A 22,956-nucleotide genomic window follows, 5' to 3' on the forward strand; every position below is an offset into this window, starting at 1 on the left:
CGGATTTCAACCGGAAGCGGGTGTGCGGGTAGTCTGTACCGTCTGCACCGGTGTCTGCCCGGATCCGCGGCGGGGAATCCTCGCGGAGCCCTGATCGTCAGTGGAAACCCCTGATTGTCAGTGCCGGCCGATACCGTTGCGAACGCATTAGACCCTCCTGCCACGGAACGACCGTGGCCGCTGAGTCCAAAGGAGGTGGGTTCCACATGCGTCACTACGAGGTGATGGTCATCCTCGACCCCGATCTCGAGGAGCGTGCTGTCTCCCCGCTGATCGAGAACTTCATGTCCGTCGTCCGTGATGGCGGCGGCAAGGTGGAGAAGGTCGACACCTGGGGCCGTCGTCGTCTCGCCTACGAGATCAAGAAGAAGCCCGAGGGCATCTACTCGGTCATCGACCTGCAGGCCGAGCCTGCGGTCGTCAAGGAGCTCGACCGCCAGATGAACCTGAACGAGTCGGTCCTCCGGACCAAGGTCCTCCGTCCCGAGATGCACTGAGCCTCGGCTCAGTTGATCCCGGGATTCGAGTAGCAGCAAGCAGCCAGCAGCAAACCCGCCGAGAGGTTCCCCCATGGCAGGCGAGACCGTCATCACGGTCATCGGCAATCTTGTCGACGACCCCGAGCTGCGCTTCACCCCGTCCGGTGCGGCGGTCGCGAAGTTCCGTATCGCGTCCACCCCCCGCACCTTCGACCGTCAGACCAATGAGTGGAAGGACGGCGAGAGCCTGTTCCTGACCTGCTCGGTCTGGCGCCAGGCGGCGGAGAACGTCGCCGAGTCGCTCCAGCGAGGCATGCGCGTGCTCGTGCAGGGCCGGCTGAAGCAGCGGTCCTACGAGGACCGTGAGGGCGTCAAGCGCACGGTCTACGAGCTGGACGTCGACGAGGTCGGCCCCAGCCTGCGCAACGCCACGGCCAAGGTCACCAAGACCTCCGGTGGTGGCGGTCGCGGTGGCCAGGGCGGTTACGGCGGCGGCCAGCAGGGTGGCGGCCAGGCCGGCGGCGGCTGGGGCGGTGGCTCCGGTGGCGGCCAGCAGGGTGGCGGCGCTCCGGCCGACGACCCGTGGGCCACCGGCGCTCCCGCCGGTGGCAGCCAGGGTGGTGGCGGCTGGGGCGGTGGCTCCGGTGGCAACCAGGGCGGCGGCTACTCGGACGAGCCTCCTTTCTAGGGCTCGTATCCCACACTTCTTGATCACACAGGAGAAACACCATGGCGAAGCCGCCTGTGCGCAAGCCTAAGAAGAAGGTCTGCGCTTTCTGCAAGGACAAGGTCACGTACGTGGACTACAAGGACACGAACATGCTGCGGAAGTTCATTTCCGACCGTGGCAAGATCCGTGCCCGCCGCGTGACCGGCAACTGCACGCAGCACCAGCGTGACGTCGCCACGGCCGTGAAGAACAGCCGTGAGATGGCGCTGCTGCCCTACACGTCCACCGCGCGATAAGGGAAGGGTGACCGACTCATGAAGATCATCCTCACCCACGAGGTCTCCGGCCTCGGTGCCGCCGGCGATGTTGTCGACGTCAAGGACGGCTACGCTCGCAACTACCTGATCCCGCGGAAGTTCGCTATCCGCTGGACCAAGGGTGGCGAGAAGGACGTCGCGCAGATCCGTCGTGCGCGCAAGATCCACGAGATCCAGACCATCGAGCAGGCCAACCAGGTCAAGGCCCAGCTCGAGGGCGTGAAGGTCCGTCTGGCCGTTCGCTCCGGCGACGCCGGTCGTCTCTTCGGTTCCGTCACCCCGGCCGACGTCGCGTCCGCGATCAAGGCTTCCGGTGGTCCCGAGGTCGACAAGCGCCGCATCGAGCTGGGCGCCCCGATCAAGACCCTGGGCTCCCACGAGACGTCCGTGCGTCTGCACCCCGAGGTGGCCGCCAAGGTCGCCATCGAGGTCGTCTCCGCGTGACCCAGCGCTCGGTCTGAGCAGCTGAGAAGAGGGGCCGTACCCATCGCGGGTACGGCCCCTCTTCCGTTGCCGGTGCGGCTCTCGCCGACGCGTCCCGGGAGCGGGGCCGCGGCGGATGTTTCACGTGAAACGGTCAGCGGGTCGCGCCCGTCACCAGCCAGCGGCCCGAGCGGCTGCGCCACCACAGGGTGGCCATACGGACGGTCATCATCAGCGTCATCGCGGCCCAGAGCGCGGTCAGACCGCCGCCGAGCGCCGGGACGAGCAGGGCCGCCGGGACGAACACCGCCAGGGTCACGAGCATCGCCCCGGCCAGATACGGTCCGTCGCCCGCGCCCATCAGGACGCCGTCCAGGACGAAGACGATCCCGCAGATGGGCTGTGACAACGCCACCATCAGCAGGGCGGGCAGTGCGGCGTCCTTGACCACCGGGTCGCTGGTGAACAGCGGCAGGAAGAGCGGCCGGGCAGCGACGACCAGCAGTCCGAGTACGACACCGGTGGCGATGCCCCACTGGACCATCCGTCGGCAGGCCGCGCGGGCGCCCTTGGTGTCGGCCGCTCCGAGGTAGCGGCCGATGATGGCCTGTCCCGCGATCGCGATGGCGTCGAGCGCGAAGGCCAGCAGGCTCCACAGGGACAGAGTGATCTGGTGGGCGGCGATGTCGGCGTCACCGAGGCGGGCCGCGACGGCGGTGGCGATCATGAGGATCGCGCGTAGTGACAGGGTGCGGACCAGCAGCGGGACACCGGCCTGTGCCGAGGCCCGGATCCCGGCCGCGTCCGGGCGCAGGGACGCCCCGTGCCGACGGGCGCCGCGTACGACCACGGTCAGATAGATGGTCGCCATGGCGCACTGCGCGATGACCGTGCCCCAGGCCGAACCGGCGATGCCCAGCCCGGCGCCATAGACCAGGCCCACATTGAGGGCCGCGTTGGCGATGAAACCGCCGACGGCGACATAGAGCGGTGTCCTGGTGTCCTGGAGACCGCGGAGCACTCCGGTGGCGGCGAGCACCATGAGCATGGCCGGGATGCCCAGGGAGGAAATGCGCAGATAGGCGGTGGCGTAGGGCGCCGCCGTGGTGGAGGCGCCGAAGAGGTCCACGATGGCGGGTGCCAGGGGGAGGACGACGGCGATGACCGCGATCCCGAGCAGCAGCGCCAGCCAGATGCCGTCCATGCCCTGGCGGATGGCGCCCGGGCGATCGCCCGCGCCGACCCGGCGGGCCACGGCGGCCGTGGTGGCGTAGGCGAGGAAGACGAACACGCTCACGGCGGTGGTCAGGAGGGCGGAGGCGACGCCGAGACCGGCGAGCTGGGCGGTGCCGAGGTGGCCGACAATGGCGCTGTCCGCCATGACGAAGAGAGGCTCGGCGACGAGTGCGCCGAAGGCCGGGACGGCCAGCGCGACGATCTCTCGGTCGTGCCGCCGGCGGGTGGCCTCGGGGATCTCGGGAGCCTGGGTCATGGGCGCTAATGTAATCGTCCACAGGTAAGAGATGCAATTGCAGTGTGACCCTTACTTGTGATCCTGAGCGCCGTCCGCTCGCGCACCGTTCGAACCGATCTTGGTCCGACCGGGAAAGTTTTTCTTCTGCACAGCCGGTGGATGCCGAAGTTGCAGGTCAGGGGCGTGGACTGAAAAGGATCGAGGGCTTGTTCACAGGGCTGTCCACCGGGTCGTGCACAGGTTTCGGCGAGTTCTCCACAGCATCGGGGCCGTCGTCCACATGGCCTGTGGATAACCAGATTGGCTGACGGTGCCGACGGGCCTACCGTTGTCCGGCGCCCGCTCCTTCTCCGGGCCCCGGCAGGCGATGCCTCCGAGGCTCGGTAAACGGCACAAAACCGACGCGCCCTGAGCGGAGTTGGGCCTCTCGATTTGTCAGTGTCGTGCCGTACAAAAGAGGACACGGCGAGGTCCGCCGTGTGACGGGAGGAGGTGGCTCGGTGAGCATTTCCGAGCCCTTGGACGATCCGTGGGCCGACAGCGGACCCAATGATCGTCTGCCGGCCTCCCGTCGGCGACCCGAGGGTGGCCGGGGCCGTGACGAGCAGCACGACCGGGGCCGGGACAACGCCGGTTGGGACGGCGGCGGTTCCTCCTTCGAGCGGGTGCCCCCGCAGGATCTCGACGCCGAGCAGTCGGTGCTCGGCGGCATGCTGCTGTCCAAGGACGCCATCGCCGACGTCGTGGAGATCCTCAAGGGTCACGACTTCTACAAGCCCGCGCACGAGACGATCTACCAGGCGATCCTTGACATCTATGCCAAGGGCGAGCCTGCCGACCCGATCACCATCGCCGCGGAACTCACCAAGCGCGGCGAGATCAACAAGGTCGGCGGCGCCGCGTATCTGCACAGCCTGGTCCAGACCGTGCCGACGGCGGCCAACGCCGAGTACTACGCGGAGATCGTCCACGAGCGGGCCGTACTGCGCCGCCTGGTCGAGGCCGGCACCCGGATCACGCAGATGGGATACGCGGCCGACGGCGATGTGGACGAGATCGTCAACAGCGCCCAGGCCGAGATCTACGCCGTCACCGAGCAGCGCACGAGCGAGGACTATCTGCCGCTGGGCGACATCATGGAGGGCGCCCTCGACGAGATCGAGGCGATCGGCTCACGCAGCGGCGAGATGACCGGTGTGCCCACCGGGTTCACGGACTTCGACTCGCTCACCAACGGACTGCACCCCGGTCAGATGATCGTCATCGCGGCCCGTCCCGCCATGGGCAAGTCGACGCTCGCGCTGGACTTCGCGCGGGCCGCGTCGATCAAGAACAACCTGCCGAGCGTCATCTTCTCGCTCGAAATGGGCCGCAATGAGATCGCGATGCGTCTGCTGTCCGCCGAGGCCCGCGTCGCCCTGCACCACATGCGCTCCGGCACGATGACCGACGAGGACTGGACCCGGCTCGCCCGCCGGATGCCGGATGTCTCGGCCGCCCCGCTCTACATCGACGACTCCCCGAACCTGTCGATGATGGAGATCCGGGCCAAGTGCCGCCGCCTCAAGCAGCGCAACGATCTGAAACTCGTCGTCATCGACTACCTCCAGCTGATGCAGTCCGGCGGCTCCAAGCGCGCCGAGAGTCGCCAGCAGGAGGTCTCGGACATGTCCCGTAACCTCAAGCTCCTCGCCAAGGAACTGGAGATCCCGGTCATCGCGCTGTCCCAGCTGAACCGTGGCCCCGAACAGCGCACCGACAAGAAGCCGATGGTGTCCGACCTGCGTGAGTCCGGCTCGATCGAGCAGGACGCCGACATGGTCATCCTGCTGCACCGCGAGGACGCGTACGAGAAGGAGTCCCCCCGCGCCGGCGAGGCCGACCTGATCGTCGCCAAGCACCGTAACGGCCCCACGGCCACCATCACGGTCGCCTTCCAGGGCCACTACTCGCGCTTCGTGGACATGGCGCAGACCTGATCGACGCGAGGGAACTCGCGGGGTTTCAGGCGCCGTCGGGCTGGAAGAACGCGAGCATCTTCCGGGCGGCGCCCGGGGACGTCAGCATGTCCTTCATCTTCGCGGACATCCGGGCGGCGGCGCCGGTGCGCTCGAACATCTCGTGTTCGTATTCCGCGACGGCGGTGGGGAAGTCGTCCGGGTGCGCGGCCAGCGCGAGTCCGAGCAGGGCGCCGTCGAGCAACGCCATGTTGGCGCCCTCGCCCACCGGCGGCATCAGGTGCGCGGCATCGCCGAGCAGGGTGACGCCCGGCGTCGACGGCCAGGTCAGACCCACCGGGAGTGCGGTGATCGAGCGCGGCACGATCGTGTTGTCGCAGGCCGCGATCAGCGCGGTGAACCGAGGATTCCAGCCGGTGAGCAGGTCGATCAGCCGCGCCCGTGCGGCGGCGGGGTCGTCGAACGGGATCCCGCTGGTGGCGAACCAGTCCTCGGCGGTGTTGTAGAAGCTGATGCCGATTCGCACGCGGCCGTCGCCGTTGCGCTGCGCCGCCAGGGATATCCCGTCGCCGAGCACCCAGTAGTTGCCGCGTCCGACCATCGCCGCGAGGTCGGGGTGGGTGCGGTCGATGTCGGGGATGCCGACCTCGACGACGTTCTGGCCGATATGTGCCGGGCGGGCGTCGGTGAGCAGCGCCCGGACCCGGGAGTTCGCGCCGTCCGCGCCGACCAGCAGGTCGTACGACGCGCCGCCGCCGTCGGCGAAGTCCAGCCGGCCGTCGCCCGCGGAGGTGAACTCGTGACCCCAGCGCACCGTGCCCTCGGGGAGGGAGTCCAGCAGTAGGTCGCGCAGGTCGGCGCGGTCGACCTCGGGACGGTCGAGCGGCGCGTCGTCGGGGGTGTCCTCCTGGAGCAGGAGGGTGCCGTCCGGTTCGAGGAGACGCATGTCCTGGCCCTCGCCACGGGCGATCGCGTGGAACCCGTCGAGGAGACCGGCCTCGCGCAGCGCCCGCTGGCCGGAGTGGATGTCGAGCATGCCGCCCTGACCGCGCGCACCGCGCGAGGACTCACGTTCGTACACGACGGAATCCATTCCGTTGACGTGCAGCACACGGGCGAGAGCCAGGCCGCCGAGCCCGGCTCCGACGATGGCGATGGTCATGGTTGCCCCTCCTCCGATACACCGTACGTGCCGATACAGTGTATCGATCAATGCGCAGTATCGTTGGCGGCATGTTGGTGTGGGAGAGGCCGGAGCCGCCGGATCGACCGGTGCCGGCCCCGCTGAACCGAGAACGCATCGTGCGAACGGCGATCCGGCTGGCCGACGCGGACGGCCTGGAGGCGGTGTCGCTGCGCAAGGTCGCCACCGCGCTGGGCGTCGGGCCGATGCGGCTGTACAGCTACATCGCGAGCAAGGAGGAGCTGCTCGACCTGATGGTCGACGCGGCTTATGCCGAGATCCGGCCCGTCGGAGACGGCTGGCGGGAGGTGCTGCGCTCTCTTGCCGAATCCACCCGGCAGGCCGCCCATGAGCACGAATGGCTCGCCGATCTGCTCGGTGGCCGACCGCAACTCGGCCCGCACGCGCTGGCCAACGGCGAGGCCGTGGTGGCCCGGCTCGACGGCGTCGACCTGGACGACGTCATGCCGATGGTCGCGGCGGTGAACGCGTATGTGATCGGTGCGGTGCGCCGGGAGATCGCCGCGCGGCGAGCCGAGCGGGCCAGTGGGATGGACGAGAGGCGCTGGCAGGCCGCACTCGGGCCCTATCTGGAGCGGACCTTCGCCACCGGCCGATTCCCCGCGCTGGCCACGGTGGTGCGCGACGCCGCCCACCTGGACGCCGACCACACCTTCCGGATGGGCCTCGATTTCCTGCTCGACGGCATCGAAGCCCGCGTTTCCCGGTGAGGTGACGGCGAACCCCGCATCATCGGTCGGGTGACCCGTCGCATCGTTCTCGTCACCGGGGCGCCCGGAGCCGGCAAGACCACCCTGGCGCTACCGCTGTCGGCAGAACTCCGTTTCCAAGGACCACATCAAGGAGACCCTGCACGACGCGCTGGACGCACCGGTGGATCTGGCGTCCTCGCGCCGACTGGGCGCCGCGGCCATGCGGTTGATCTGGGCCCTGGCCGGGGGCTGTCCGGAGGCCGTCCTGGAGGCCAACTTCCCGCCGCGCCACCCCGACACCCGCCTTCGCCTGGAGTCCTTGGCCGCGACGGTGGTCGAGGTCCATTGCCGGTGCCCACCGGCCGAGGCCGCTCGCCGCTACGCCGAGCGCGCGCCCGGGGCCCACGCGGTCCACGTCGTCCATGAACTCCGGCCCGAAGCCGTGGCCCAGTACGACCGGCCGCTCGGCTACGGCACCGTCATCACGGTGGACACGATCCTGAATCGGAGCGCTTGGGCCTCATCGCGGCCAGCATCCCCGGTTGCTCCCGGACGCGTCCAGAGGGTCGGAAATGGATTCGACGCACGGCATTCCAGCAGGTGGACTGGGGGAATGACGACTTCACAGGATGCGCTGCTCCCGGGGACCCAGCGCGCGTTGCTGCACAGGATCGCCGTCGCGCAGAGCGAGGGGCGGGCGCCGTCATTGGTCGCCGCCGTGGTGCGCGGTGGGCAGGCCGTGTGGCACGGTGCGCGGAGCTCGGTGGACGGGCACGCGCCGGACGAGAACGTGCAGTACCGGATCGGCTCGATCACCAAGACCTTCACGGCCGTACTGGTGATGCGGCTGCGCGACGAGGGCGTGCTCGACCTCAGCGATCCGCTGGACAAGCATCTGCCGGGCACCGGCGTGAGGGAGGCCACGATTGCCGAACTGCTCGCGCATACCTCCGGGGTGGCGGCCGAGTCGCCCGGGCCCTGGTGGGAGCGGACGCCCGGCTCCCTGCGGCCCGAACTCGCCGACGTACTCGGCGAACAGCCCCTGCTGCACCCCGCGGGCCGCCTGCACCACTACTCCAACACCGGCTACACGCTGCTCGGCGCGCTGGTGGAGGAACTGCGCGGCGCCCCCTGGGAGGAGGTGCTGCGCCGGGAGATCCTCGAACCGCTCGGTCTGCACCGCACCACCCCCCAGCCGGAAGCCCCGTACGCGGGCGGCTGGGCGGTGCATCCGTGGGCCGACGCCCTGCTGCCGGAGCCGATGGAGGACCTCGGCCGGATGGCCTCCGCCGGCCAGCTGTGGTCGACCACGGGGGACCTGGCGAAGTTCGCGGTGTTCCTGGCGCGCGGTGACGAGCGGGTGCTCGGCGCGGAGTCGGTGCGTGAGATGCGGACCCCGGCGGCGCCGGCCGAGGCCCCCGATGTGGTGGACGGGGTCACCTACGGCCTCGGCATGCAGCTCCACGCCCGCGGCGGACACCTGCTGTTCGGCCACTCCGGCTCGCTGCCCGGCTTCCTGGCGAACCTCACCATCAGCCTGGAGGACGACGTGGCCGCGGTGGTGCTCGCCAACTGCACCAGCGGACCGTCCTTGGGCGCGGTCGGCGATGACCTCGTACGGATCGTCGCCGAGGCGGAGCCCCGCATCCCCGAGCCCTGGCGCCCGCTGCGTGAGGTCGACCCGGCGGTGCTGGAGTTGGCCGGGCAGTGGTACTGGGGGACCGGTGCCTTCGGCCTGCGGGTGACTGCCGACGGCCACATCTCGCTCGGCCCGCTGACCGGCGGCGGTCGCGGATCCCGCTTCCGGCCGAACGGCGACGGCACCTGGACGGGTCTGGAGGACTACTACGCCGGGGAGCTGCTGCGGCCCGTACGGCGGCCGGACGGGTCCCTGAGCCACCTCGACCTCGGCTCGTTCGTGTTCACCCGGCAGCCGTACGACCCCGAGGCCCCGGTGCCGGGCGGCGTGGACCCGCAGGGCTGGCGGGGCATCAAGTAGGCGGGAGACAAGCGGGGTTGCCTCCTCTGTTTCACGTGAAACAGACGAGGCACCCCTTTGTCGTACTCTGCTCCCCGTCATCGGAGCGGGGAGGGTCAGAGGCGCAGCTTGAAGCCCTCGTGCGACGCGGTGAACCCGAGCCGCTCATAGAAGCGGTGGGCGTCCGGACGCTTCTTGTCGGACGTCAGCTGCACCATCACGCAGTCGAGCCGTCGGGCCGTGTCGACGGCCCACTGGATCAGTTCGGTGCCCAGCCCACTGCCCCGCTCGTCCGCGTGGATGCGAACGGCCTCGATCAGCGCACGGGTCGCGCCCCGGTGGGACAGCCCGGGAATGATCGTGAGCTGGAGGGTGCCGATCACCCGGCCGTCGCGCACGGCGACGACGAGGTGCTGGTTCGGGTCCGCCGCCAGCCGCTCCAGCGCCGCCCGGTACGGCGTCAGATCATCGGGAGACTCCCGCTGTGCGCCCAGTGGATCGTCGGCGAGCATCGCGACGATCGCCGGAAGGTCGTCCTCGGCCGCGGCCCGTATCTCAAGATCTCCCATACCCGCACTCTATGCAGGGACGTTCAGCGACTCCACCACCCGTACCAGCGGCGCCAGTTCGGGATTCTTGGAAGCCCCGTCCAGGGCCTCGCGCAGGGCGCCGTCATTGGTGGGGCGCGCCTCTTCGAGAAGCCGCAGGCCCGCCTCGGTGACGTTGGTGTAGATGCCGCGCCGGTCCGTCGGGCACAGATAGCGCTCCAGCAGACCGCGGTCCTCCAGACGGGTCACCAGGCGTGTGGTGGCGCTCTGGCTGAGTACGACGGCCTCGGCGACCTGCTTCATCTGGAGATGCCCGCCCTCACCGTCGTGCTGTCGGCTCAGCACATCGAGCAGTGAGTACTCGCGCACGCTGAGGTCGTGCCCGGCCTGGAGGGCGCGCTCGATATGCGCCTCGATCCGGCCGTGCAGCGCAGAGAGGGCGCACCAGCCCTGGGCGAGGGCGGTGAGGGCGGGGTCCGTCGCTGTCATGGGCGTTCTCCTCCGTCTCGGAGTGGTTGTCCCCAGGGTAGACCACTGCCCGCAATAGCCAGCTCTTGCAATTAAGCCGCGTCTGCAAGTATTGTCGAAACCCGCAAAGCGCTCATGCAATCGTCTGGGAAGGTGTACCCCCACATGCCTCTCGCGCTTCTGGCCCTCGCGATCGGGGCCTTCGGAATCGGCACCACCGAGTTCGTGATCATGGGCTTGCTGCCCGAGGTCGCGGGCGACTTCGGCGTCTCCATCCCCACGGCCGGCCTGCTCGTGACCGGCTACGCACTCGGCGTGGTCATCGGCGCCCCGCTGATGACCGTGCTCGGCACCAGGATCCCGCGCAAGCGGATGCTGATGCTGCTGATGGGTCTCTTCATCGCCGGGAACCTGCTGTCCGCCCTCGCCCCCGCCTTCGCGATCATGGTGATCGGACGAGTGATCGCCTCACTCGCCCACGGTGCCTTCTTCGGCATCGGTTCGGTCGTCGCGGCAGAGCTGGTCGCGCCCCAGAAGAAGGCCGGCGCCATCGCCATGATGTTCACCGGTCTGACGGTCGCCAATGTCATCGGCGTCCCACTGGGCACGCTGATCGGCCAGCACGTCGGCTGGCGTGTCACCTTCGCGGTCGTCGCCGGACTCGGTGTCATCGGTCTCGCCGGCATCGCCAAGCTGGTGCCCGAGCTGCCCCGGCCCGAGGGCGTGCACCTGCGCCACGAGCTGGCCGCCTTCAAGAACGCCCAGGTCCTGCTGGCCATGGCGATGACCGTCCTCGGCTTCGGCGGCGTCTTCGCGGCCGTCACCTACATCGCGCCGATGATGACCCACGTCGCGGGCTTCGCAGACGGCTCGGTCACCTGGCTGCTGGTCCTGTTCGGCCTCGGCATGGTCGGTGGCAACCTCGTCGGCGGCAGGTTCGCCGACCGCGCCCTGATGCCGATGCTCTACATCTCGCTCGGCGCCCTGGCCGTCGTCCTCGCCCTGTTCACGCTGACCGCCCACAACAAGATCGCGGCCGCCGTGACCATCGCCCTGATCGGTGCCCTCGGCTTCGCCACCGTCCCGCCGTTGCAGAAGCGTGTTCTCGACCACGCCCATGGCGCGCCGACGCTCGCCTCGGCCGTGAACATCGGCGCCTTCAACCTGGGCAACGCCCTCTCCGCCTGGCTCGGCGGACTGGTGATTTCGGCCGGCCTCGGCTACACGGCCCCCAACTGGGTCGGTGCCGCGCTCGCCGCGGCCGCCCTGGTTCTTGCCGTCCTCTCGGCCGCCCTGGAGCGCCGCGAGACCCCGCACGGCGCCACCGCGGCCGCCTTCGCCGCGCCCGCCGACCGGCCCGCCGCCGTCCACCACTGAGCCACCGCGGTCTGCGGCCATGCGCGGTCCACGGTCACCCGCACCGAACCGCGGCGCGCCCCACCCGGCAAGTCCCCACAAGCACCATCCCCCACCGCAACACCGAGGAGAACCTTCCATGAGCACCACCGCCGTCGCCCCGCTCACCACCGAGGACGCCGAACTGCTCGTCGCCACGGCCCGCCGGGCGGCCGAGGAGGCGGGAGTCACCGTCAGCGTCACCGTCCTGGACGCCGGCGGCCATCTGCTCGCCTTCCGCCGGGACGACCGGGCGGTGCTGATCTCCGGCGAGACCAGCACCCGCAAGGCCTACACCGCGCTCCAGCTGAACGCCCCCACCGCCGACCTGGTCGACGCCGTACAGCCGGGCGGTCTCTTCCACACGCTGCCCACGGCCCTCGACCGGCCGCTGCTGTTCATCGCGGGCGGCGCCCCCGTCCACCGCGAGGGCCGGCTGATCGGCGCGGTCGGCGTCGGCGGCGGCGCTCCGGAGCAGGACCACGGCTTCGCCACCGCTGCCGTACAGGCCCTCGCCTGATCGACCCGGTCCGCAACGGACACAGGCCCCGTCGCTTCGAGCGGCGGGGCCTGTCGGCGTCGTACGACGTCTCAGCCGGCGGCCACCGTCAGCGGGGCGAATCTGCGCGTCCAGTCGCCCGGAAGCTCCGTGATGCCGTACGTCATCACCGAGTTGTGCGTCACCGAGGCCAGCCCCCGGGCCTTGGCCCAGGTCAGCAACTCCTCGTGGCGTACGTCGATGTCGGTGCGCAGCGGGCGGTCCGTGCCGGCCGCCAGTGAGGCGATCAGGGCCTGGGCGGTCTCCGTGTCCCGGGCGATCAGCGGGCCGACGACATGGGTGTCCATGTTGGGCCACGCGGCCGCGTAGCCGATGATCCGGCCGTCCTCCTCGGCCACCCGCAGCTGGTCCGCGAAGGCCGGGAGCCGTGCGATGAGCGGTGTCCGGTCGGCGCCGAATGCCTCCTCGTCCACGCACAGGATCCGGGGAAGATCCTCCGCGGTGGCGGCCCGCGTCGTGACCCCGAGGTCCGAACCGCCGGGAGAGAAGCGGCCCCTGAGCATCTCCGCCCGGCCCGTCACCTTGAAGCCCAGCTCCTCGTACAGAGGGCGGCCCTTCTCCGTGGCGTACAGGGTCAGCGGGGTGCCGTCCATGGCGGACACCACATGCCGCATCAGGCGGCGGCCGACACCCCTGCGGGCGTGGCGTTCGGCAACCAGCACCATGCCGATGGCGCCGAGTTCCGGTTGTCCCCAGGAGCCGTACTCGGTGATGACGCACGCGGCGACGAGACCACCCTGAGGGTCGTCGATGCCGTAGCCGCGCCCGGCGGTGAGGAGGAAGCCCCACTTGTGTTCCTCGCGTGGCCACCCCCGGTCCTCGGACAGGTCGGCGCAGGCGGTGAGATCGCGCAGCGTCAGACGACGGATGGGCAGTGCGTCGAGGGAAGGAGTTGGCACGCACGTCAGGCTGTCCGAAGGGAACCCCCGGCGTCCACCCGTTTCACGTGAAACATCGCTCCGTCCGCCACCCGGCAGGACGCGCCCGCTACCCCAGGTCGGGGGCGTGCATGGCGCGTACGCCCTCGATGTTGCCGTCCAGATAGTGCCGCAGTGACAGCGGGACGAGATGGACGGACGCGATGCCGACACGGGTGAACGGGACGCGGACGATCTCGTACTCGCCGGCGGGCTCCTCCACCTCCGGGCCATGGCGCAGGGACGGGTCCATGGACGCCAGTCGGCAGACGAAAAAGTGCTGCACCTTCACGCCGGTCGCGCCACCGTCCTCACCGATGTGCTCCACGGTGTCCACGAAACACGGCACCACATCGCTGATCTTGGCGCCCAGTTCCTCGTACACCTCCCGGTGCAGGGCGTCGACGACGGTCGAGTCCTCGGGATCGACCCCGCCTCCGGGGGTCACCCAGTAGGGATCGACGCCGGGCTTGGTGCGCTTGATCAGGATCAGGTCGTCGCCGTCCAGCAGAACGGCACGGGCGGTGCGCTTGACCACGGGTCGGACGGTCATGGGAGAAATGTGGCCCGGCTGGTTCCACGTGAAACATCGCAAAGCGGAACCGGTTGACCGCGCTGCGTGGCCCTGGGGGCGTCAGCCCCAGCTCGCGGCCGCCCGCAGCAGCCCCTCGTGGGCGCGGGCCATGGTCGGCAGGGCGAGTGTGCCCGTGCGGACCACCAGGAAATAGGTGCGCAGCGGCGGCACCACCGGGTCGTGCAGGGCCACGACCGCGCCCCGGTCGAGGGCCGGTGCGCAGAGATAGCGGGGAAGTACGGCCACGCCCGCGCCCGCGCTCGCACAGGCGAGGGCGGCCCGCAGATCGGGGGCGACGACCGTGCCGGGGGCGGCGGGGCGGGCGTCGAAGACGGAGGCCCAGTAGCGGGAGACGAAGGGCAGCGACTCATGGACGTCGATCACGGGCAGGTCCTGGAGGGCGGGCGCCCCCTTCAGTCGTAGCGCGTCGGGGTCGAGGCGCTTCGCCCAGCGGGGAGCGGCGACCAGCACATGCTCCTCGTCGCAGAGCGCCGTCGCACTGAACAGGGCGCCGCGCGGTCGGACGGTGCTGATCGCCAGATCGTGGTGACCGGCCGCGAGTCCCTCCAGCACCTCCTCCGAGGCCCCGAAGGAGGCGCGCAGCGCGAAGCCCCGATGGCTCTTCCCGGTCAGTTCCGCGAGGGCGGGCAGGGCGCGTTCGGCGGTGAACTCCGGGGGCCCGGCCAGATGCAGGGTCGTCGGCGAGGACTCGTCGTCCGGGCGGGACTCGGCTATCTCCACCAGTGCGTCGAGGTGGGGTGCGGCCTTGTGAGCGAGTTCGTCGCCGATGCTGGTCGGGGTGACCCCGCGCGCCTGGCGCAGGAAGAGGGGCTTTCCCAGCTGGCGTTCCAGGGTGCGGATCTGTGAGGTGACGGCGGGCTGGGAGAGGCCGAGCAGGGCCGCGGCGCGAGTGAAGGAACCGGCCCGGTGCACGGTGACGAAGGTGCGCAGCAAGGCCAGATCCATGGCATGCCCTCCCCTGCCCTCGCCCTTGTCCGGCCCCGGCAGGCGTCAACTATAAATATGTCGATAGGCCCCTGTCGCTAGCGTGATTGGACACTGACGGAGAGTCAACTAGCCTTGTTCGCAAGGTTCTTCGCAAGCGGAACCGGAGGCGGTCCGAGCCACGAGGGGGGAGGCTCGGACCGTCGTACGACAGGGCAGGACGGCGCCTGCACGGGCCGGGTCGGCGGAGGCGCCGGGTTACTCCGCCGACTCGTCCAGGGCGCGCAGGATGTCCGCCACCAGGTCCTCGGGATCCTCGGCGCCGACGGACATCCGGACGAAGCCCTCAGGGACGGCGTCCCCGCCCCAGCGGCCGCGGCGCTCGGCCGTGGAGCGCACCCCGCCGAAGCTCGTCGCGTCCTCCACCAGCCGCAGGGCGGCGAGAAAACGCTCGGCACGCGCACGCGTGGGCATCGTGAACGAGACGACGCAGCCGTAGCGGCGCATCTGCCGCGAAGCGATCGGGTGCGCGGGGTCGTCCGGCAGCCCGGGATAGCGCAGATCCATGACCTCAGGGCGCTGCCGCAGGGCCTCGGCGACGATGAGCGCGGTGTCGTTCTGCCGGTCCACGCGCAGCTGGATCGTGGCGATGGAGCGATGCGCGAGCCACGCCTCCATCGGCCCCGGGATCGCCCCGACGATCTTGCGCCAGCGGCGTACGGCCGCCATCGCCTCGGCGTCCCGGCCTGCCACGTACCCGAGCAGGACGTCGCCGTGCCCGGTGAGCTGCTTGGTGCCGCTGGCCACGGTGAAATCGGCGCCCAGGGCCAGCGGGCGCTGGCCGAGCGGCGTGGCGAGGGTGTTGTCCACGGCCACCAGGGTGCCCTGGGCATGCGCCGCGACCGCAAGACGTCGGATGTCGCACACATCGAGCCCCGGGTTCGACGGGGACTCGATCCACAGCAGCCGGGCCCCCTCCAGGGCCTCCAGCTGGGCGTCCCCGCCGGTGGGGGCGGTGCGCACCTCGACGCCGTACGCCTCCAGCTGGGCGCGGACCAGCGGCAGTGCCTGGTAGCCGTCGGACGGCAGCACCACCGCGTCCCCGGCGCGCAGCTGGGAGAACAGCACGGCGGAGATCGCGGCCATGCCGGAGGCGAACACCAGCGTCTCGACGTCCGGCCGCCCGGGAGCCTCCAGCTCGCCGATGGCGTTCTCCAGCAGCGTCCAGGTCGGGTTGTCGTCACGGCCGTAGGAGTACGGCCCCGTCACCTCGCCCGGCAGATGGAAGTGCGCGGCGAAGACGGGGCCCGGCAGCGTCGGCTCGTGCTTGACCGGCTCGGGCAGCCCGGCCCGGACCGCACGGGTGCCGTCACCCACGGGCCCCTCGTCCACGGTTGCGTCGCTCATGCGGCCCGTCCCTCCAGGTGTTCCCGTACGGCGGCGAGCAGTCCGGTGCTCGCCTCCTCCACCATCTCAAGGCATTCCGCGAAACCGTCCGGGCCGCCGTAGTACGGGTCCGGCACATCGAGATCGCCGCCCAGGGAATCGTCCGGCGCGAGGACGCCGGTCGAGCGGTGGGCGTAGGCGCGCAGCAGGCGGACCTTGCGCGCGTCGTCCTCGGTGGGCGCCAGGCGGCGCAGGTCCCGCAGATGACCGGTGTCGAGGGCGATCACGAGGTCGCGGCGGGCGAACCAGGACGGCTGGAACCGGCGTGCGATGTGGTCGCAGTCGTAGCCGCTGTCTCGGAGGACGGTGACGGTGCGCGGGTCGGCGGCCTCGCCCTCGTGCCAGCCGCCGGTGCCCGCGCTGTCGATCTCCACCCGGTCCGTCAGGCCGGCCTCCGCCACCCGTGCGCGGAAGACGTACTCGGCCATCGGGGAACGGCAGATGTTGCCGGTGCACACGAAGCAGACGCGGTAGGTCATGGGGCGCTCAGTCCTCGTCCGGAAGGAACATGTGCAGGGCCCAGGAGACGACCGAGATGATCAGACCGCCGAGCACGGCCGTCCAGAACCCCTCCACATGGAAGCTCAACTGGAGCTTGCCGCACACCCAGGACGTCAGCAGCAGCATCAGCGCGTTGACGATCAGGGTGATCAGACCCAGGGTCAGGATGAACAGCGGGAAGGTGAGCACCTTCAGGATCGGCTTGACCAGGGAGTTCACCAGGCCGAAGATCAGCGCTACGACGATCAGCGTGCCGACCTTCTTGGCCGTGCTGGCACCGGTCAGAGTGATCTTGTCGAGGAGCCAGACGGCCACCGCAAGGGCGCCCGCGTTCACGATCGTCTTGACTACGAAATTCTTCATGTGTCCGATCGTGGCAGACCCGGTCGGAAGCGAGCAGCGAGGCGAGGGCGACGAATCGGATGAAGGTATTCCGGCTGGACGATCTGGAGGCGGAGCGTGCCGCCAACGAGGGTGCCTACCTTCAGTTCCTGCGCGAGCGGAACATGTCGGTCGGCCTCTACGCCCTCGACTCGGGCGCGCACGACCCGCAGCAGCCGCACAAGCAGGACGAGGTGTACTTCGTCGTCAGCGGCCGGGCGTCGATCACCGTCGGCCTGGAGACGACCGAGGTGGCACGGGGCAGCGTGGTGTACGTGCCCGCCGGTGTCGCTCACAAGTTCCACCACATCAGCGAGGATCTGCGGGTGCTCGTCGTGTTCTCTCCACCCGAGGCGTGAGGGTCGGTCTCCGGGTTCCCTAGGGGACGGCTCAGGGGAGGACAAGGGCTGCGAGGCCCCCGCTGGACCCTCCCTCGGCTCTAGCATCGGGTGCAGGACATCGGGACCGTACGCGACGTACACGTACGCACGAGACGAGAAGGACGAGGGCCATGCGAGGGATCTTCGCGGGACTGCCGTGGTGGGTGAAGTGGGTCGCGGTGCCGGTCATCGCCCTGGTCGTGTTCGGCGGCCTGATAGCGAGCGTCGTCGGTTTCGTGATCGGGCTGCTGTTCAAGGCGCTGATCTTCGTCGCCCTGGTCGGCGGACTGATCTACATCGTGCGCAAGTTCATGTCCAACTCCTCCTCGCACGGCGACTGGTGAGTCAACACGGGAACCGGTGACCGGTAAGGGGGTGCCGGTTCCCTCGGGGGAGGGAAGTTTCCCCGTGAGCCCGGCCCCACGCGATGGCGGCCGGTTAGAGTCCGGAACTCCCGCGGGGTGCGGCCCCGTGGGTGGCGCAGAAACCCATCCGTGCTCCCCACCCACGCACGGGCTGCCCCCTCGCGTTTCCGGAGTAACCCTTGGCCACGGTCGACACCGCACCGGCGAAAACCCCCGCACTCCCCGCCCAGCCACGCCCCCGCACCCCACCGGCCCGGCGGCCGCCCGGGATGGCCGTCCCCCCGCAGCCGGCCCCCACGACCCTCATCGGCTCCGTGCAGCGCGCCATGCGGCTGCTGGAGACCGTCGCGGCCCATCCGTACGGCGCCCCCGCCAAGCAGCTCGCCCGCGCGACCGGCCTGGCCCTGCCCACCACCTACCATCTGCTGCGCACCCTGGTGCACGAGGGCTATCTGCGCCGGGACAAGGGGCTCTTCTTCCTCGGCGACGCGGCCGAGCGGCTGAGCAGCAGCGGAGCGCGGGAGAAACGTCGCGGCAGGCTCGCCGACACCCTCGCGCACTGGCGCGATTCCATCGGCGCCCCGATGTACTACGCGATGTACCGCGACGGCGAGATCGAGGTTCTCTGCGTCGCCGACTCCCGTGAGTCCCCCGCGGCCGAGGAGTGGGCCGACTTCCGCGAGACCGGGCACGCGCACGCCATCGGGCAGTGCCTGCTCTCCCAGCTGGACGAGGGCGCCCGGCGCGAGTACCTCGCCCGCTATCCGGTGCAGGCCCTCACGCCCTACACCGTGCGGGACAGCGACGCCCTGCTGAGGCGGCTGGCCCGGGTGCGGCGCATGGAACCGGTGACGGAGCGCCAGGAGTACGCGCTCGGCACGGTCTGCGCGGCGGTCCCCATCACGGTCGGCACCACCGCGGCCACCATGGCCATCTCCCTCCCGGCCCATCAGGCCGACCGGCTACTGCCCGCGGCGCAGCGGCTCCAGACGGAGATCGGACGGCATCTGGGATCCCTGACCCTCTCTATCAGTATCTGAAAACTTACTCCTTGTGATCCACTGTGTACTTTCAGCAAGATTTACCACGGTCAGAGGGATCAAACCCGGCCAGTCGATGTCATATGACGGGGTAGGCGATGCGCGAGTCCGTACAGGCAGAGGTCATGATGAGCTTTCTCGTCTCGGAGGAGCTCTCCTTCCGCATTCCGGTGGAGTTGCGCTACGAGACCGGCGATCCCTACGCCGTGCGGCTCACCTTCCATCTGCCCGGCGATGCCCCGGTGACCTGGGTCTTCGGACGGGAACTGCTGATCGACGGCGTCGGACGGCCGTGCGGGGAAGGGGATGTGCGGATCTCCCCCGTCGAGGCCGATGTGCTGGGCGAGGTGCTGATCAGGCTTCAGGTCGGCGGCGACCAGGCACTGTTCCGCTCGTCGGCGGCGCCGCTCGTGGCCTTCCTCGATCGCACGGACAAGCTGGTGCCGCTCGGCCAGGAGGGCGCGCTCGCCGACTTCGACGCCCATCTGGACGAAGCGCTGGACCGGATCCTCGCCGAGGAGCAGAGCGCGGGCTGAGATGCCGAGAGACGGCAGGGGCGCTCCGCCCGGTGCCACAGGGCCGTGCAGTAACGCTTCTTCAGAAGGTCCCGTACGGGGCCTCGTACGGGCTTCCGCGCGGGACGGCGGGCAGGGCGGCGGGCGGTGTCCGGTCCCCTGCCGGACGGGCCGCCCCGCCCCGCCTCAGCGCTTCCGGCGCCGTCCCCGGCCACCACGGGCCGGCAGGGGCTGGGTGCCGGTGGAGGTCTCCGTACCCGGGGCGCTCCGGTCGGCCGCCACCACCAGGGCGGCGAGCGCGGTGGTGACCGGCACCGAGGCGACCAGCCCGATGGAACCCACCAGGGTGCGCACGATCTCCTCGGCCACCAGCTCGCTGTTGGCCACCGCCCCCACGCTGCTCTGCGCGATGGAGAACAGCAGCAGCAGCGGCAGCGCGGCACCGGCGTAGGCGAGCACAAGGGTGTTGACGACGGACGCGATGTGGTCGCGGCCGATCCGGATGGCCGCCCGGTACAGACCGCGCGGGCCCATCGTGGGGTTGGCCTCGTGCAACTCCCACACGGCGGAGGTCTGGGTGACCGTCACATCGTCCAGGACGCCGAGCGAGCCGATGATGACGCCGGCCAGCAGCAGACCGCTCATGTCGATCTTCGGGTACAGACCGTGGATCAGACCGGTGCTGTCGTCGGTGTTGCCGGTGAGGGCGGCCCAGCCGATGAACACGGAGCCGAGCAGGCCGATCAGGGACAGCGAGATCAGCGTGCCGAGCACCGCCACCGACGTACGGGCCGACAGGCCGTGGCACATGTACAGGGCGATCAGCATGATGGCGCTCGACCCGATCACCGCCACCAGCAGGGGATTGGAGCCCTGGAGGATCGCGGGCAGGATGAACTGGTTCAGCACCAGGAAGCTCACCGCCAGCGCCACCAGGGCCATGACCCCGCGCAGCCGGCCCACCACCACGACGGCGACCGCGAAGATGCCCGCGAGCAGCGCCATCGGGAACTTGCGATTCACATCGGCGACCGAGTACTGGAGATCCTTCGGAGCGGTCGGCTCGTAGGCGGCGATGACCTGCTCGCCCTGGTGCAGCTGCCGGGGCTGGTCGGGCTGCACGATCTCGGTGAACGTACGGCCCTTGTCCTTGCCGGTGTCGACCCGGACGGTCGCCTTCTTGCAGGTGCCGCCGGACTGCTGATCCGTCGAGGGGCCGCCGGAGGCATCGCCGCTCGGTGCTCCGCCGCCGGCGTTCACCGAGGCGCAGCTCACCTCGGCCACCCGGGTCACGGTGGCCTGTTGGGTCTGCCGGTCGAAGCCGACACCGCTGTGCTTGTGCGCGGGGGCGCCACCGGGCCAGAGCACCACCAGACCGACCACGACCGCCGCGGTGAACGGGACGAGGATCGCCGCGATCACCTTGCGCAGATGCCGGGAGACGGGCGCGGCGGGGCCATGGCTGTGGCTGTGCCCATGTCCGTGCCCGGAGCCGTGTCCGTGGCTTGCGCCGTCGCTGTGCCCGCGCCCGTGGCCGTGACCCGGGGCCGGGGCTGAGGCCGGGCTCTGGACCGGGGCCTGGGCTTGGCTGTGGTCGTGACGGTGGGCCTGGCTCGGGGGTGCCGAGCCGTCGGGTCGGCGCGGGCCGGGCGGCTGGTACGGGTGCTGGTCCATCCGGGTCATCGCCAGATCATCGCAAGAACCGAGGAGGGCCCACTGTTCATCGCGTCACGGATGACGCTAGCGTGGAGACACCTTTGCACACGCGGGAGCTCGGAGCACCGGGCTGAGAGGGCGCTGACCTCCGTAGAAGCGATGTTTCACGTGGAACATGCGATGTTCCCCGGGAGACCTCGGACAACGGAAGCCGCTGCGTCGACCGCCGAACCTGTTACCGGGTAATGCCGGCGTAGGGAGTAGGTCTCATGACCAACAAGGACGCACGCACGCCTGCCTCCGTCCAGGACGACATGTCCTCGGAGGCCGGGAAGTCCATCGGCTGGCACAAGGCGTATGTCGAGGGCTCGCGCCCCGACCTGCGGGTGCCGGTCCGTCAGGTGCACCTCACCAACGGGCAGTCGGTCACGCTGTACGACACGTCGGGCCCGTACACCGATCAGCTCGTCGACACCGACGTCCGCCGGGGGCTGGCGCCGCTGCGGGGGAACTGGATCATCGCCCGCGGCGACACCGAGGAGTACGCGGGCCGTCCCGCCCGTCCCGAGGACGACGGCATCAAGCACACCTCGCCGCGTGGCGGGCTGCGCAACCTGGACGCGGTCTTCCCGGGCCGTCCGCGCCAGCCGCGCCGGGGCCGGGGCGGGCAGGCGGTGACACAGCTCGCGTATGCGCGCAGGGGCGAGATCACGCCCGAGATGGAGTTCGTGGCCCTCCGGGAGAACGTCTCCCCCGAGGTGGTCCGCGAGGAGATCGCGGCGGGCCGGGCGGTGCTGCCGGCCAACGTCAACCACCCGGAGATCGAGCCGATGATCATCGGCAAGCGGTTCCTGGTGAAGGTGAACGCCAATATCGGCAACTCCGCGGTGACGTCGTCCATCGAGGAGGAGGTCGAGAAGATGACCTGGGCGACCCGCTGGGGCGCCGACACGGTCATGGACCTCTCCACCGGCCGCAACATCCACACCACCCGCGAGTGGGTGCTGCGCAACTCCCCCGTCCCGATCGGCACGGTGCCGCTGTACCAGGCGCTGGAGAAGGTCGATGGCAGGGCGGAGGAGCTGACCTGGGAGATCTACAAGGACACCGTCATCGAACAGGCCGAGCAGGGCGTGGACTACATGACCGTCCACGCGGGCGTACGGCTGCCGTTCGTACCGCTCACGGCCAACCGCAAGACCGGCATCGTCTCGCGGGGCGGCTCCATCATGGCCGCGTGGTGCCTGGCGCACCACAAGGACTCGTTCCTGTACGAGAACTTCGAGGAGCTGTGCGAGATCCTCGCCGCCTACGACGTCACGTACTCGCTGGGCGACGGACTGCGGCCCGGGTCCATCGCGGACGCCAATGACGAGGCCCAGTTCGCGGAGCTGCGCACCCTCGGGGAACTCGGCCGGATCGCCCGGCGGTTGAACGTACAGACGATGATCGAGGGCCCCGGGCATGTCCCGATGCACAAGATCAAGGAGAACATCGACCTCCAGCAGGAGATCTGCGACGAGGCGCCGTTCTATACGCTCGGCCCGTTGACCACGGACATCGCACCGGCGTACGACCACATCACCTCCGGCATCGGCGCCGCGATGATCGCCTGGTGGGGCACGGCGATGCTCTGCTACGTCACGCCGAAGGAACACCTGGGCCTGCCCAACCGGGACGACGTCAAGACCGGCGTCATCACCTACAAGATCGCCGCCCATGCGGCCGACCTCGCCAAGGGGCACCCGGGCGCGCAGGACTGGGACGACGCCCTCTCGGACGCGCGCTTCGAGTTCCGCTGGGAAGACCAGTTCAATCTGGCCCTCGACCCGGACACGGCCCGCGACTTCCATGACGAGACCCTTCCGGCCGAGCCCGCCAAGACGGCGCACTTCTGCTCCATGTGCGGCCCGAAGTTCTGCAGCATGAAGATCTCGCAGGACATCCGCCGCGAACACGGCGGCAGCCGGACCGAGATCGAGGAGGGCATGGCCCAGAAGTCGAAGGAGTTCGCCGAGGCCGGGAACCGGGTGTACCTGCCGATCGCGGACTGACGAGGACGCCGAGCGCC

25 protein-coding genes are annotated in these 22,956 nt (G+C 70.0%); 14 read left to right on the forward strand and 11 right to left on the reverse strand.

Annotated features, from left to right (window positions below; all coding sequences use genetic code 11):
- Nucleotides 1-206 precede the first annotated feature (206 nt).
- From rpsF to rplI, 4 genes are all read left to right on the forward strand, one after another.
- Complete coding sequence (rpsF, locus tag HEP81_RS19425; RefSeq protein ID WP_037650441.1) at nucleotides 207-497, forward strand: 30S ribosomal protein S6; 291 nt, start codon at nucleotides 207-209, stop codon at nucleotides 495-497.
- A gap of 73 nt (nucleotides 498-570) precedes the next feature.
- Complete coding sequence (locus tag HEP81_RS19430) at nucleotides 571-1,167, forward strand: single-stranded DNA-binding protein (RefSeq protein WP_037650444.1); 597 nt, start codon at nucleotides 571-573, stop codon at nucleotides 1,165-1,167.
- A gap of 41 nt (nucleotides 1,168-1,208) precedes the next feature.
- The gene (rpsR, locus tag HEP81_RS19435; RefSeq protein WP_003949403.1) at nucleotides 1,209-1,445 is read left to right on the forward strand and encodes a 30S ribosomal protein S18; all 237 of its coding nucleotides are present in this window, start codon (nucleotides 1,209-1,211) and stop codon (nucleotides 1,443-1,445) included.
- A gap of 18 nt (nucleotides 1,446-1,463) precedes the next feature.
- Nucleotides 1,464-1,910, forward strand: coding sequence for a 50S ribosomal protein L9 (gene rplI, locus HEP81_RS19440; RefSeq protein WP_037650447.1), 447 nt, complete (start codon nucleotides 1,464-1,466; stop codon nucleotides 1,908-1,910).
- Between the two features lie 133 nt (nucleotides 1,911-2,043).
- On the opposite strand, the gene HEP81_RS19445 is transcribed toward rplI, so the two are convergent.
- The gene (locus HEP81_RS19445) at nucleotides 2,044-3,381 is read right to left on the reverse strand and encodes an MATE family efflux transporter (protein WP_037650450.1); all 1,338 of its coding nucleotides are present in this window, start codon (nucleotides 3,379-3,381) and stop codon (nucleotides 2,044-2,046) included.
- A gap of 482 nt (nucleotides 3,382-3,863) precedes the next feature.
- On the opposite strand from HEP81_RS19445, the gene dnaB reads away from it, so the two are divergent.
- On the forward strand, nucleotides 3,864-5,342 hold the full coding sequence (gene dnaB / locus HEP81_RS19450) for a replicative DNA helicase (protein ID WP_037650454.1): 1,479 nt from the start codon (nucleotides 3,864-3,866) through the stop codon (nucleotides 5,340-5,342).
- Between the two features lie 25 nt (nucleotides 5,343-5,367).
- Here dnaB and HEP81_RS19455 read toward each other — a convergent pair whose 3' ends face one another.
- Entirely contained in the window at nucleotides 5,368-6,483 is a 1,116-nt protein-coding gene (locus tag HEP81_RS19455) for an FAD-dependent oxidoreductase (RefSeq protein ID WP_037650456.1), read from the reverse strand.
- A gap of 71 nt (nucleotides 6,484-6,554) precedes the next feature.
- On the opposite strand from HEP81_RS19455, the gene HEP81_RS19460 reads away from it, so the two are divergent.
- Nucleotides 6,555-7,235, forward strand: coding sequence for a TetR/AcrR family transcriptional regulator (locus HEP81_RS19460; RefSeq protein WP_037650458.1), 681 nt, complete (start codon nucleotides 6,555-6,557; stop codon nucleotides 7,233-7,235).
- 595 nt (nucleotides 7,236-7,830) lie between these two features.
- Nucleotides 7,831-9,216, forward strand: coding sequence for a serine hydrolase domain-containing protein (locus HEP81_RS19465; protein ID WP_037650462.1), 1,386 nt, complete (start codon nucleotides 7,831-7,833; stop codon nucleotides 9,214-9,216).
- A 95-nt stretch (nucleotides 9,217-9,311) separates the two neighbouring features.
- Here the strand turns inward: HEP81_RS19465 and HEP81_RS19470 are convergent, their stop codons facing one another.
- Together HEP81_RS19470 and HEP81_RS19475 are read right to left on the reverse strand one after the other, a co-directional pair.
- The gene (locus HEP81_RS19470) at nucleotides 9,312-9,764 is read right to left on the reverse strand and encodes a GNAT family N-acetyltransferase (protein WP_037650465.1); all 453 of its coding nucleotides are present in this window, start codon (nucleotides 9,762-9,764) and stop codon (nucleotides 9,312-9,314) included.
- A gap of 9 nt (nucleotides 9,765-9,773) precedes the next feature.
- Entirely contained in the window at nucleotides 9,774-10,232 is a 459-nt protein-coding gene (locus tag HEP81_RS19475; RefSeq protein WP_037650468.1) for a MarR family winged helix-turn-helix transcriptional regulator, read from the reverse strand.
- Between the two features lie 144 nt (nucleotides 10,233-10,376).
- Here HEP81_RS19475 and HEP81_RS19480 point away from each other — a divergent pair, with 144 nt between their 5' ends.
- Together HEP81_RS19480 and HEP81_RS19485 are read left to right on the forward strand one after the other, a co-directional pair.
- A complete protein-coding gene (locus HEP81_RS19480) occupies nucleotides 10,377-11,588 on the forward strand; it encodes an MFS transporter (protein ID WP_037650471.1) in 1,212 nt (403 codons plus the stop codon).
- Between the two features lie 118 nt (nucleotides 11,589-11,706).
- A complete protein-coding gene (locus tag HEP81_RS19485) occupies nucleotides 11,707-12,126 on the forward strand; it encodes a GlcG/HbpS family heme-binding protein (protein WP_037650474.1) in 420 nt (139 codons plus the stop codon).
- Nucleotides 12,127-12,197: 71 nt separating this feature from the next.
- Here HEP81_RS19485 and HEP81_RS19490 read toward each other — a convergent pair whose 3' ends face one another.
- The 6 genes from HEP81_RS19490 to HEP81_RS19515 all read right to left on the reverse strand — a co-directional run bounded on the left by HEP81_RS19490 (nucleotide 12,198) and on the right by HEP81_RS19515 (nucleotide 16,911).
- On the reverse strand, nucleotides 12,198-13,064 hold the full coding sequence (locus HEP81_RS19490; RefSeq protein ID WP_037650476.1) for a GNAT family N-acetyltransferase: 867 nt from the start codon (nucleotides 13,062-13,064) through the stop codon (nucleotides 12,198-12,200).
- 88 nt (nucleotides 13,065-13,152) lie between these two features.
- Nucleotides 13,153-13,635, reverse strand: a complete 483-nt coding sequence (locus HEP81_RS19495) for an NUDIX domain-containing protein (protein ID WP_037650478.1) — start codon at nucleotides 13,633-13,635, stop codon at nucleotides 13,153-13,155.
- 81 nt (nucleotides 13,636-13,716) lie between these two features.
- On the reverse strand, nucleotides 13,717-14,622 hold the full coding sequence (locus HEP81_RS19500; protein WP_037650481.1) for a LysR family transcriptional regulator: 906 nt from the start codon (nucleotides 14,620-14,622) through the stop codon (nucleotides 13,717-13,719).
- Between the two features lie 237 nt (nucleotides 14,623-14,859).
- Complete coding sequence (locus HEP81_RS19505; RefSeq protein ID WP_037650483.1) at nucleotides 14,860-16,008, reverse strand: cystathionine gamma-lyase; 1,149 nt, start codon at nucleotides 16,006-16,008, stop codon at nucleotides 14,860-14,862.
- Nucleotides 16,005-16,526 carry a low molecular weight protein-tyrosine-phosphatase gene (locus tag HEP81_RS19510; RefSeq protein WP_037650485.1) on the reverse strand — a complete coding sequence of 174 codons (522 nt, stop codon included), beginning with the start codon at nucleotides 16,524-16,526 and terminating at the stop codon, nucleotides 16,005-16,007. The genes HEP81_RS19505 and HEP81_RS19510 overlap by 4 nt, the downstream gene beginning before the upstream one ends.
- Before the next feature lie 7 nt (nucleotides 16,527-16,533).
- Nucleotides 16,534-16,911 carry a phage holin family protein gene (locus tag HEP81_RS19515; protein WP_037650486.1) on the reverse strand — a complete coding sequence of 126 codons (378 nt, stop codon included), beginning with the start codon at nucleotides 16,909-16,911 and terminating at the stop codon, nucleotides 16,534-16,536.
- A gap of 59 nt (nucleotides 16,912-16,970) precedes the next feature.
- Here HEP81_RS19515 and HEP81_RS19520 point away from each other — a divergent pair, with 59 nt between their 5' ends.
- The 4 genes from HEP81_RS19520 (at nucleotide 16,971) to HEP81_RS19535 (ending at nucleotide 19,250) form a co-directional block, all read left to right on the forward strand.
- Nucleotides 16,971-17,288 (forward strand): cupin domain-containing protein, encoded by a 318-nt coding sequence (locus tag HEP81_RS19520; RefSeq protein ID WP_037650489.1) that lies wholly within the window; start codon nucleotides 16,971-16,973, stop codon nucleotides 17,286-17,288.
- A gap of 152 nt (nucleotides 17,289-17,440) precedes the next feature.
- Nucleotides 17,441-17,653, forward strand: a complete 213-nt coding sequence (locus HEP81_RS19525) for a DUF5326 family protein (protein ID WP_037650493.1) — start codon at nucleotides 17,441-17,443, stop codon at nucleotides 17,651-17,653.
- Between the two features lie 200 nt (nucleotides 17,654-17,853).
- Nucleotides 17,854-18,714 (forward strand): IclR family transcriptional regulator, encoded by an 861-nt coding sequence (locus HEP81_RS19530; protein ID WP_182788402.1) that lies wholly within the window; start codon nucleotides 17,854-17,856, stop codon nucleotides 18,712-18,714.
- A gap of 98 nt (nucleotides 18,715-18,812) precedes the next feature.
- Nucleotides 18,813-19,250 (forward strand): SsgA family sporulation/cell division regulator, encoded by a 438-nt coding sequence (locus tag HEP81_RS19535; RefSeq protein ID WP_037650496.1) that lies wholly within the window; start codon nucleotides 18,813-18,815, stop codon nucleotides 19,248-19,250.
- Nucleotides 19,251-19,415: 165 nt separating this feature from the next.
- On the opposite strand, the gene HEP81_RS19540 is transcribed toward HEP81_RS19535, so the two are convergent.
- Nucleotides 19,416-20,912, reverse strand: coding sequence for a YibE/F family protein (locus tag HEP81_RS19540; RefSeq protein ID WP_243279490.1), 1,497 nt, complete (start codon nucleotides 20,910-20,912; stop codon nucleotides 19,416-19,418).
- 242 nt (nucleotides 20,913-21,154) lie between these two features.
- On the opposite strand from HEP81_RS19540, the gene thiC reads away from it, so the two are divergent.
- On the forward strand, nucleotides 21,155-22,939 hold the full coding sequence (thiC, locus tag HEP81_RS19545; protein ID WP_037650498.1) for a phosphomethylpyrimidine synthase ThiC: 1,785 nt from the start codon (nucleotides 21,155-21,157) through the stop codon (nucleotides 22,937-22,939).
- The last annotated feature ends 17 nt before the right edge of the window (nucleotides 22,940-22,956 follow it).

The organism is Streptomyces griseofuscus (assembly GCF_014673495.1).
GTDB lineage: Bacteria > Actinomycetota > Actinomycetes > Streptomycetales > Streptomycetaceae > Streptomyces > Streptomyces murinus.

Coding starts and splice junctions, on each gene's coding strand:
- HEP81_RS19445 (WP_037650450.1), bottom strand. CDS start 3,381: ATGACCCAGGCTCCCGAGATCCCCGAGGCCACCCGCCGGCGGCACGAC.
- HEP81_RS19520 (WP_037650489.1), top strand. CDS start 16,971: ATGAAGGTATTCCGGCTGGACGATCTGGAGGCGGAGCGTGCCGCCAAC.
- rpsF (WP_037650441.1), top strand. CDS start 207: ATGCGTCACTACGAGGTGATGGTCATCCTCGACCCCGATCTCGAGGAG.
- HEP81_RS19485 (WP_037650474.1), top strand. CDS start 11,707: ATGAGCACCACCGCCGTCGCCCCGCTCACCACCGAGGACGCCGAACTG.
- thiC (WP_037650498.1), top strand. CDS start 21,155: ATGACCAACAAGGACGCACGCACGCCTGCCTCCGTCCAGGACGACATG.
- rpsR (WP_003949403.1), top strand. CDS start 1,209: ATGGCGAAGCCGCCTGTGCGCAAGCCTAAGAAGAAGGTCTGCGCTTTC.
- HEP81_RS19505 (WP_037650483.1), bottom strand. CDS start 16,008: ATGAGCGACGCAACCGTGGACGAGGGGCCCGTGGGTGACGGCACCCGT.
- HEP81_RS19480 (WP_037650471.1), top strand. CDS start 10,377: ATGCCTCTCGCGCTTCTGGCCCTCGCGATCGGGGCCTTCGGAATCGGC.
- HEP81_RS19460 (WP_037650458.1), top strand. CDS start 6,555: ATGTTGGTGTGGGAGAGGCCGGAGCCGCCGGATCGACCGGTGCCGGCC.
- HEP81_RS19465 (WP_037650462.1), top strand. CDS start 7,831: ATGACGACTTCACAGGATGCGCTGCTCCCGGGGACCCAGCGCGCGTTG.
- HEP81_RS19525 (WP_037650493.1), top strand. CDS start 17,441: ATGCGAGGGATCTTCGCGGGACTGCCGTGGTGGGTGAAGTGGGTCGCG.
- HEP81_RS19495 (WP_037650478.1), bottom strand. CDS start 13,635: ATGACCGTCCGACCCGTGGTCAAGCGCACCGCCCGTGCCGTTCTGCTG.
- HEP81_RS19535 (WP_037650496.1), top strand. CDS start 18,813: ATGCGCGAGTCCGTACAGGCAGAGGTCATGATGAGCTTTCTCGTCTCG.
- HEP81_RS19455 (WP_037650456.1), bottom strand. CDS start 6,483: ATGACCATCGCCATCGTCGGAGCCGGGCTCGGCGGCCTGGCTCTCGCC.
- HEP81_RS19475 (WP_037650468.1), bottom strand. CDS start 10,232: ATGACAGCGACGGACCCCGCCCTCACCGCCCTCGCCCAGGGCTGGTGC.
- rplI (WP_037650447.1), top strand. CDS start 1,464: ATGAAGATCATCCTCACCCACGAGGTCTCCGGCCTCGGTGCCGCCGGC.
- HEP81_RS19510 (WP_037650485.1), bottom strand. CDS start 16,526: ATGACCTACCGCGTCTGCTTCGTGTGCACCGGCAACATCTGCCGTTCC.
- HEP81_RS19500 (WP_037650481.1), bottom strand. CDS start 14,622: ATGGATCTGGCCTTGCTGCGCACCTTCGTCACCGTGCACCGGGCCGGT.
- HEP81_RS19540 (WP_243279490.1), bottom strand. CDS start 20,912: ATGACCCGGATGGACCAGCACCCGTACCAGCCGCCCGGCCCGCGCCGA.
- HEP81_RS19470 (WP_037650465.1), bottom strand. CDS start 9,764: ATGGGAGATCTTGAGATACGGGCCGCGGCCGAGGACGACCTTCCGGCG.
- HEP81_RS19515 (WP_037650486.1), bottom strand. CDS start 16,911: ATGAAGAATTTCGTAGTCAAGACGATCGTGAACGCGGGCGCCCTTGCG.
- HEP81_RS19430 (WP_037650444.1), top strand. CDS start 571: ATGGCAGGCGAGACCGTCATCACGGTCATCGGCAATCTTGTCGACGAC.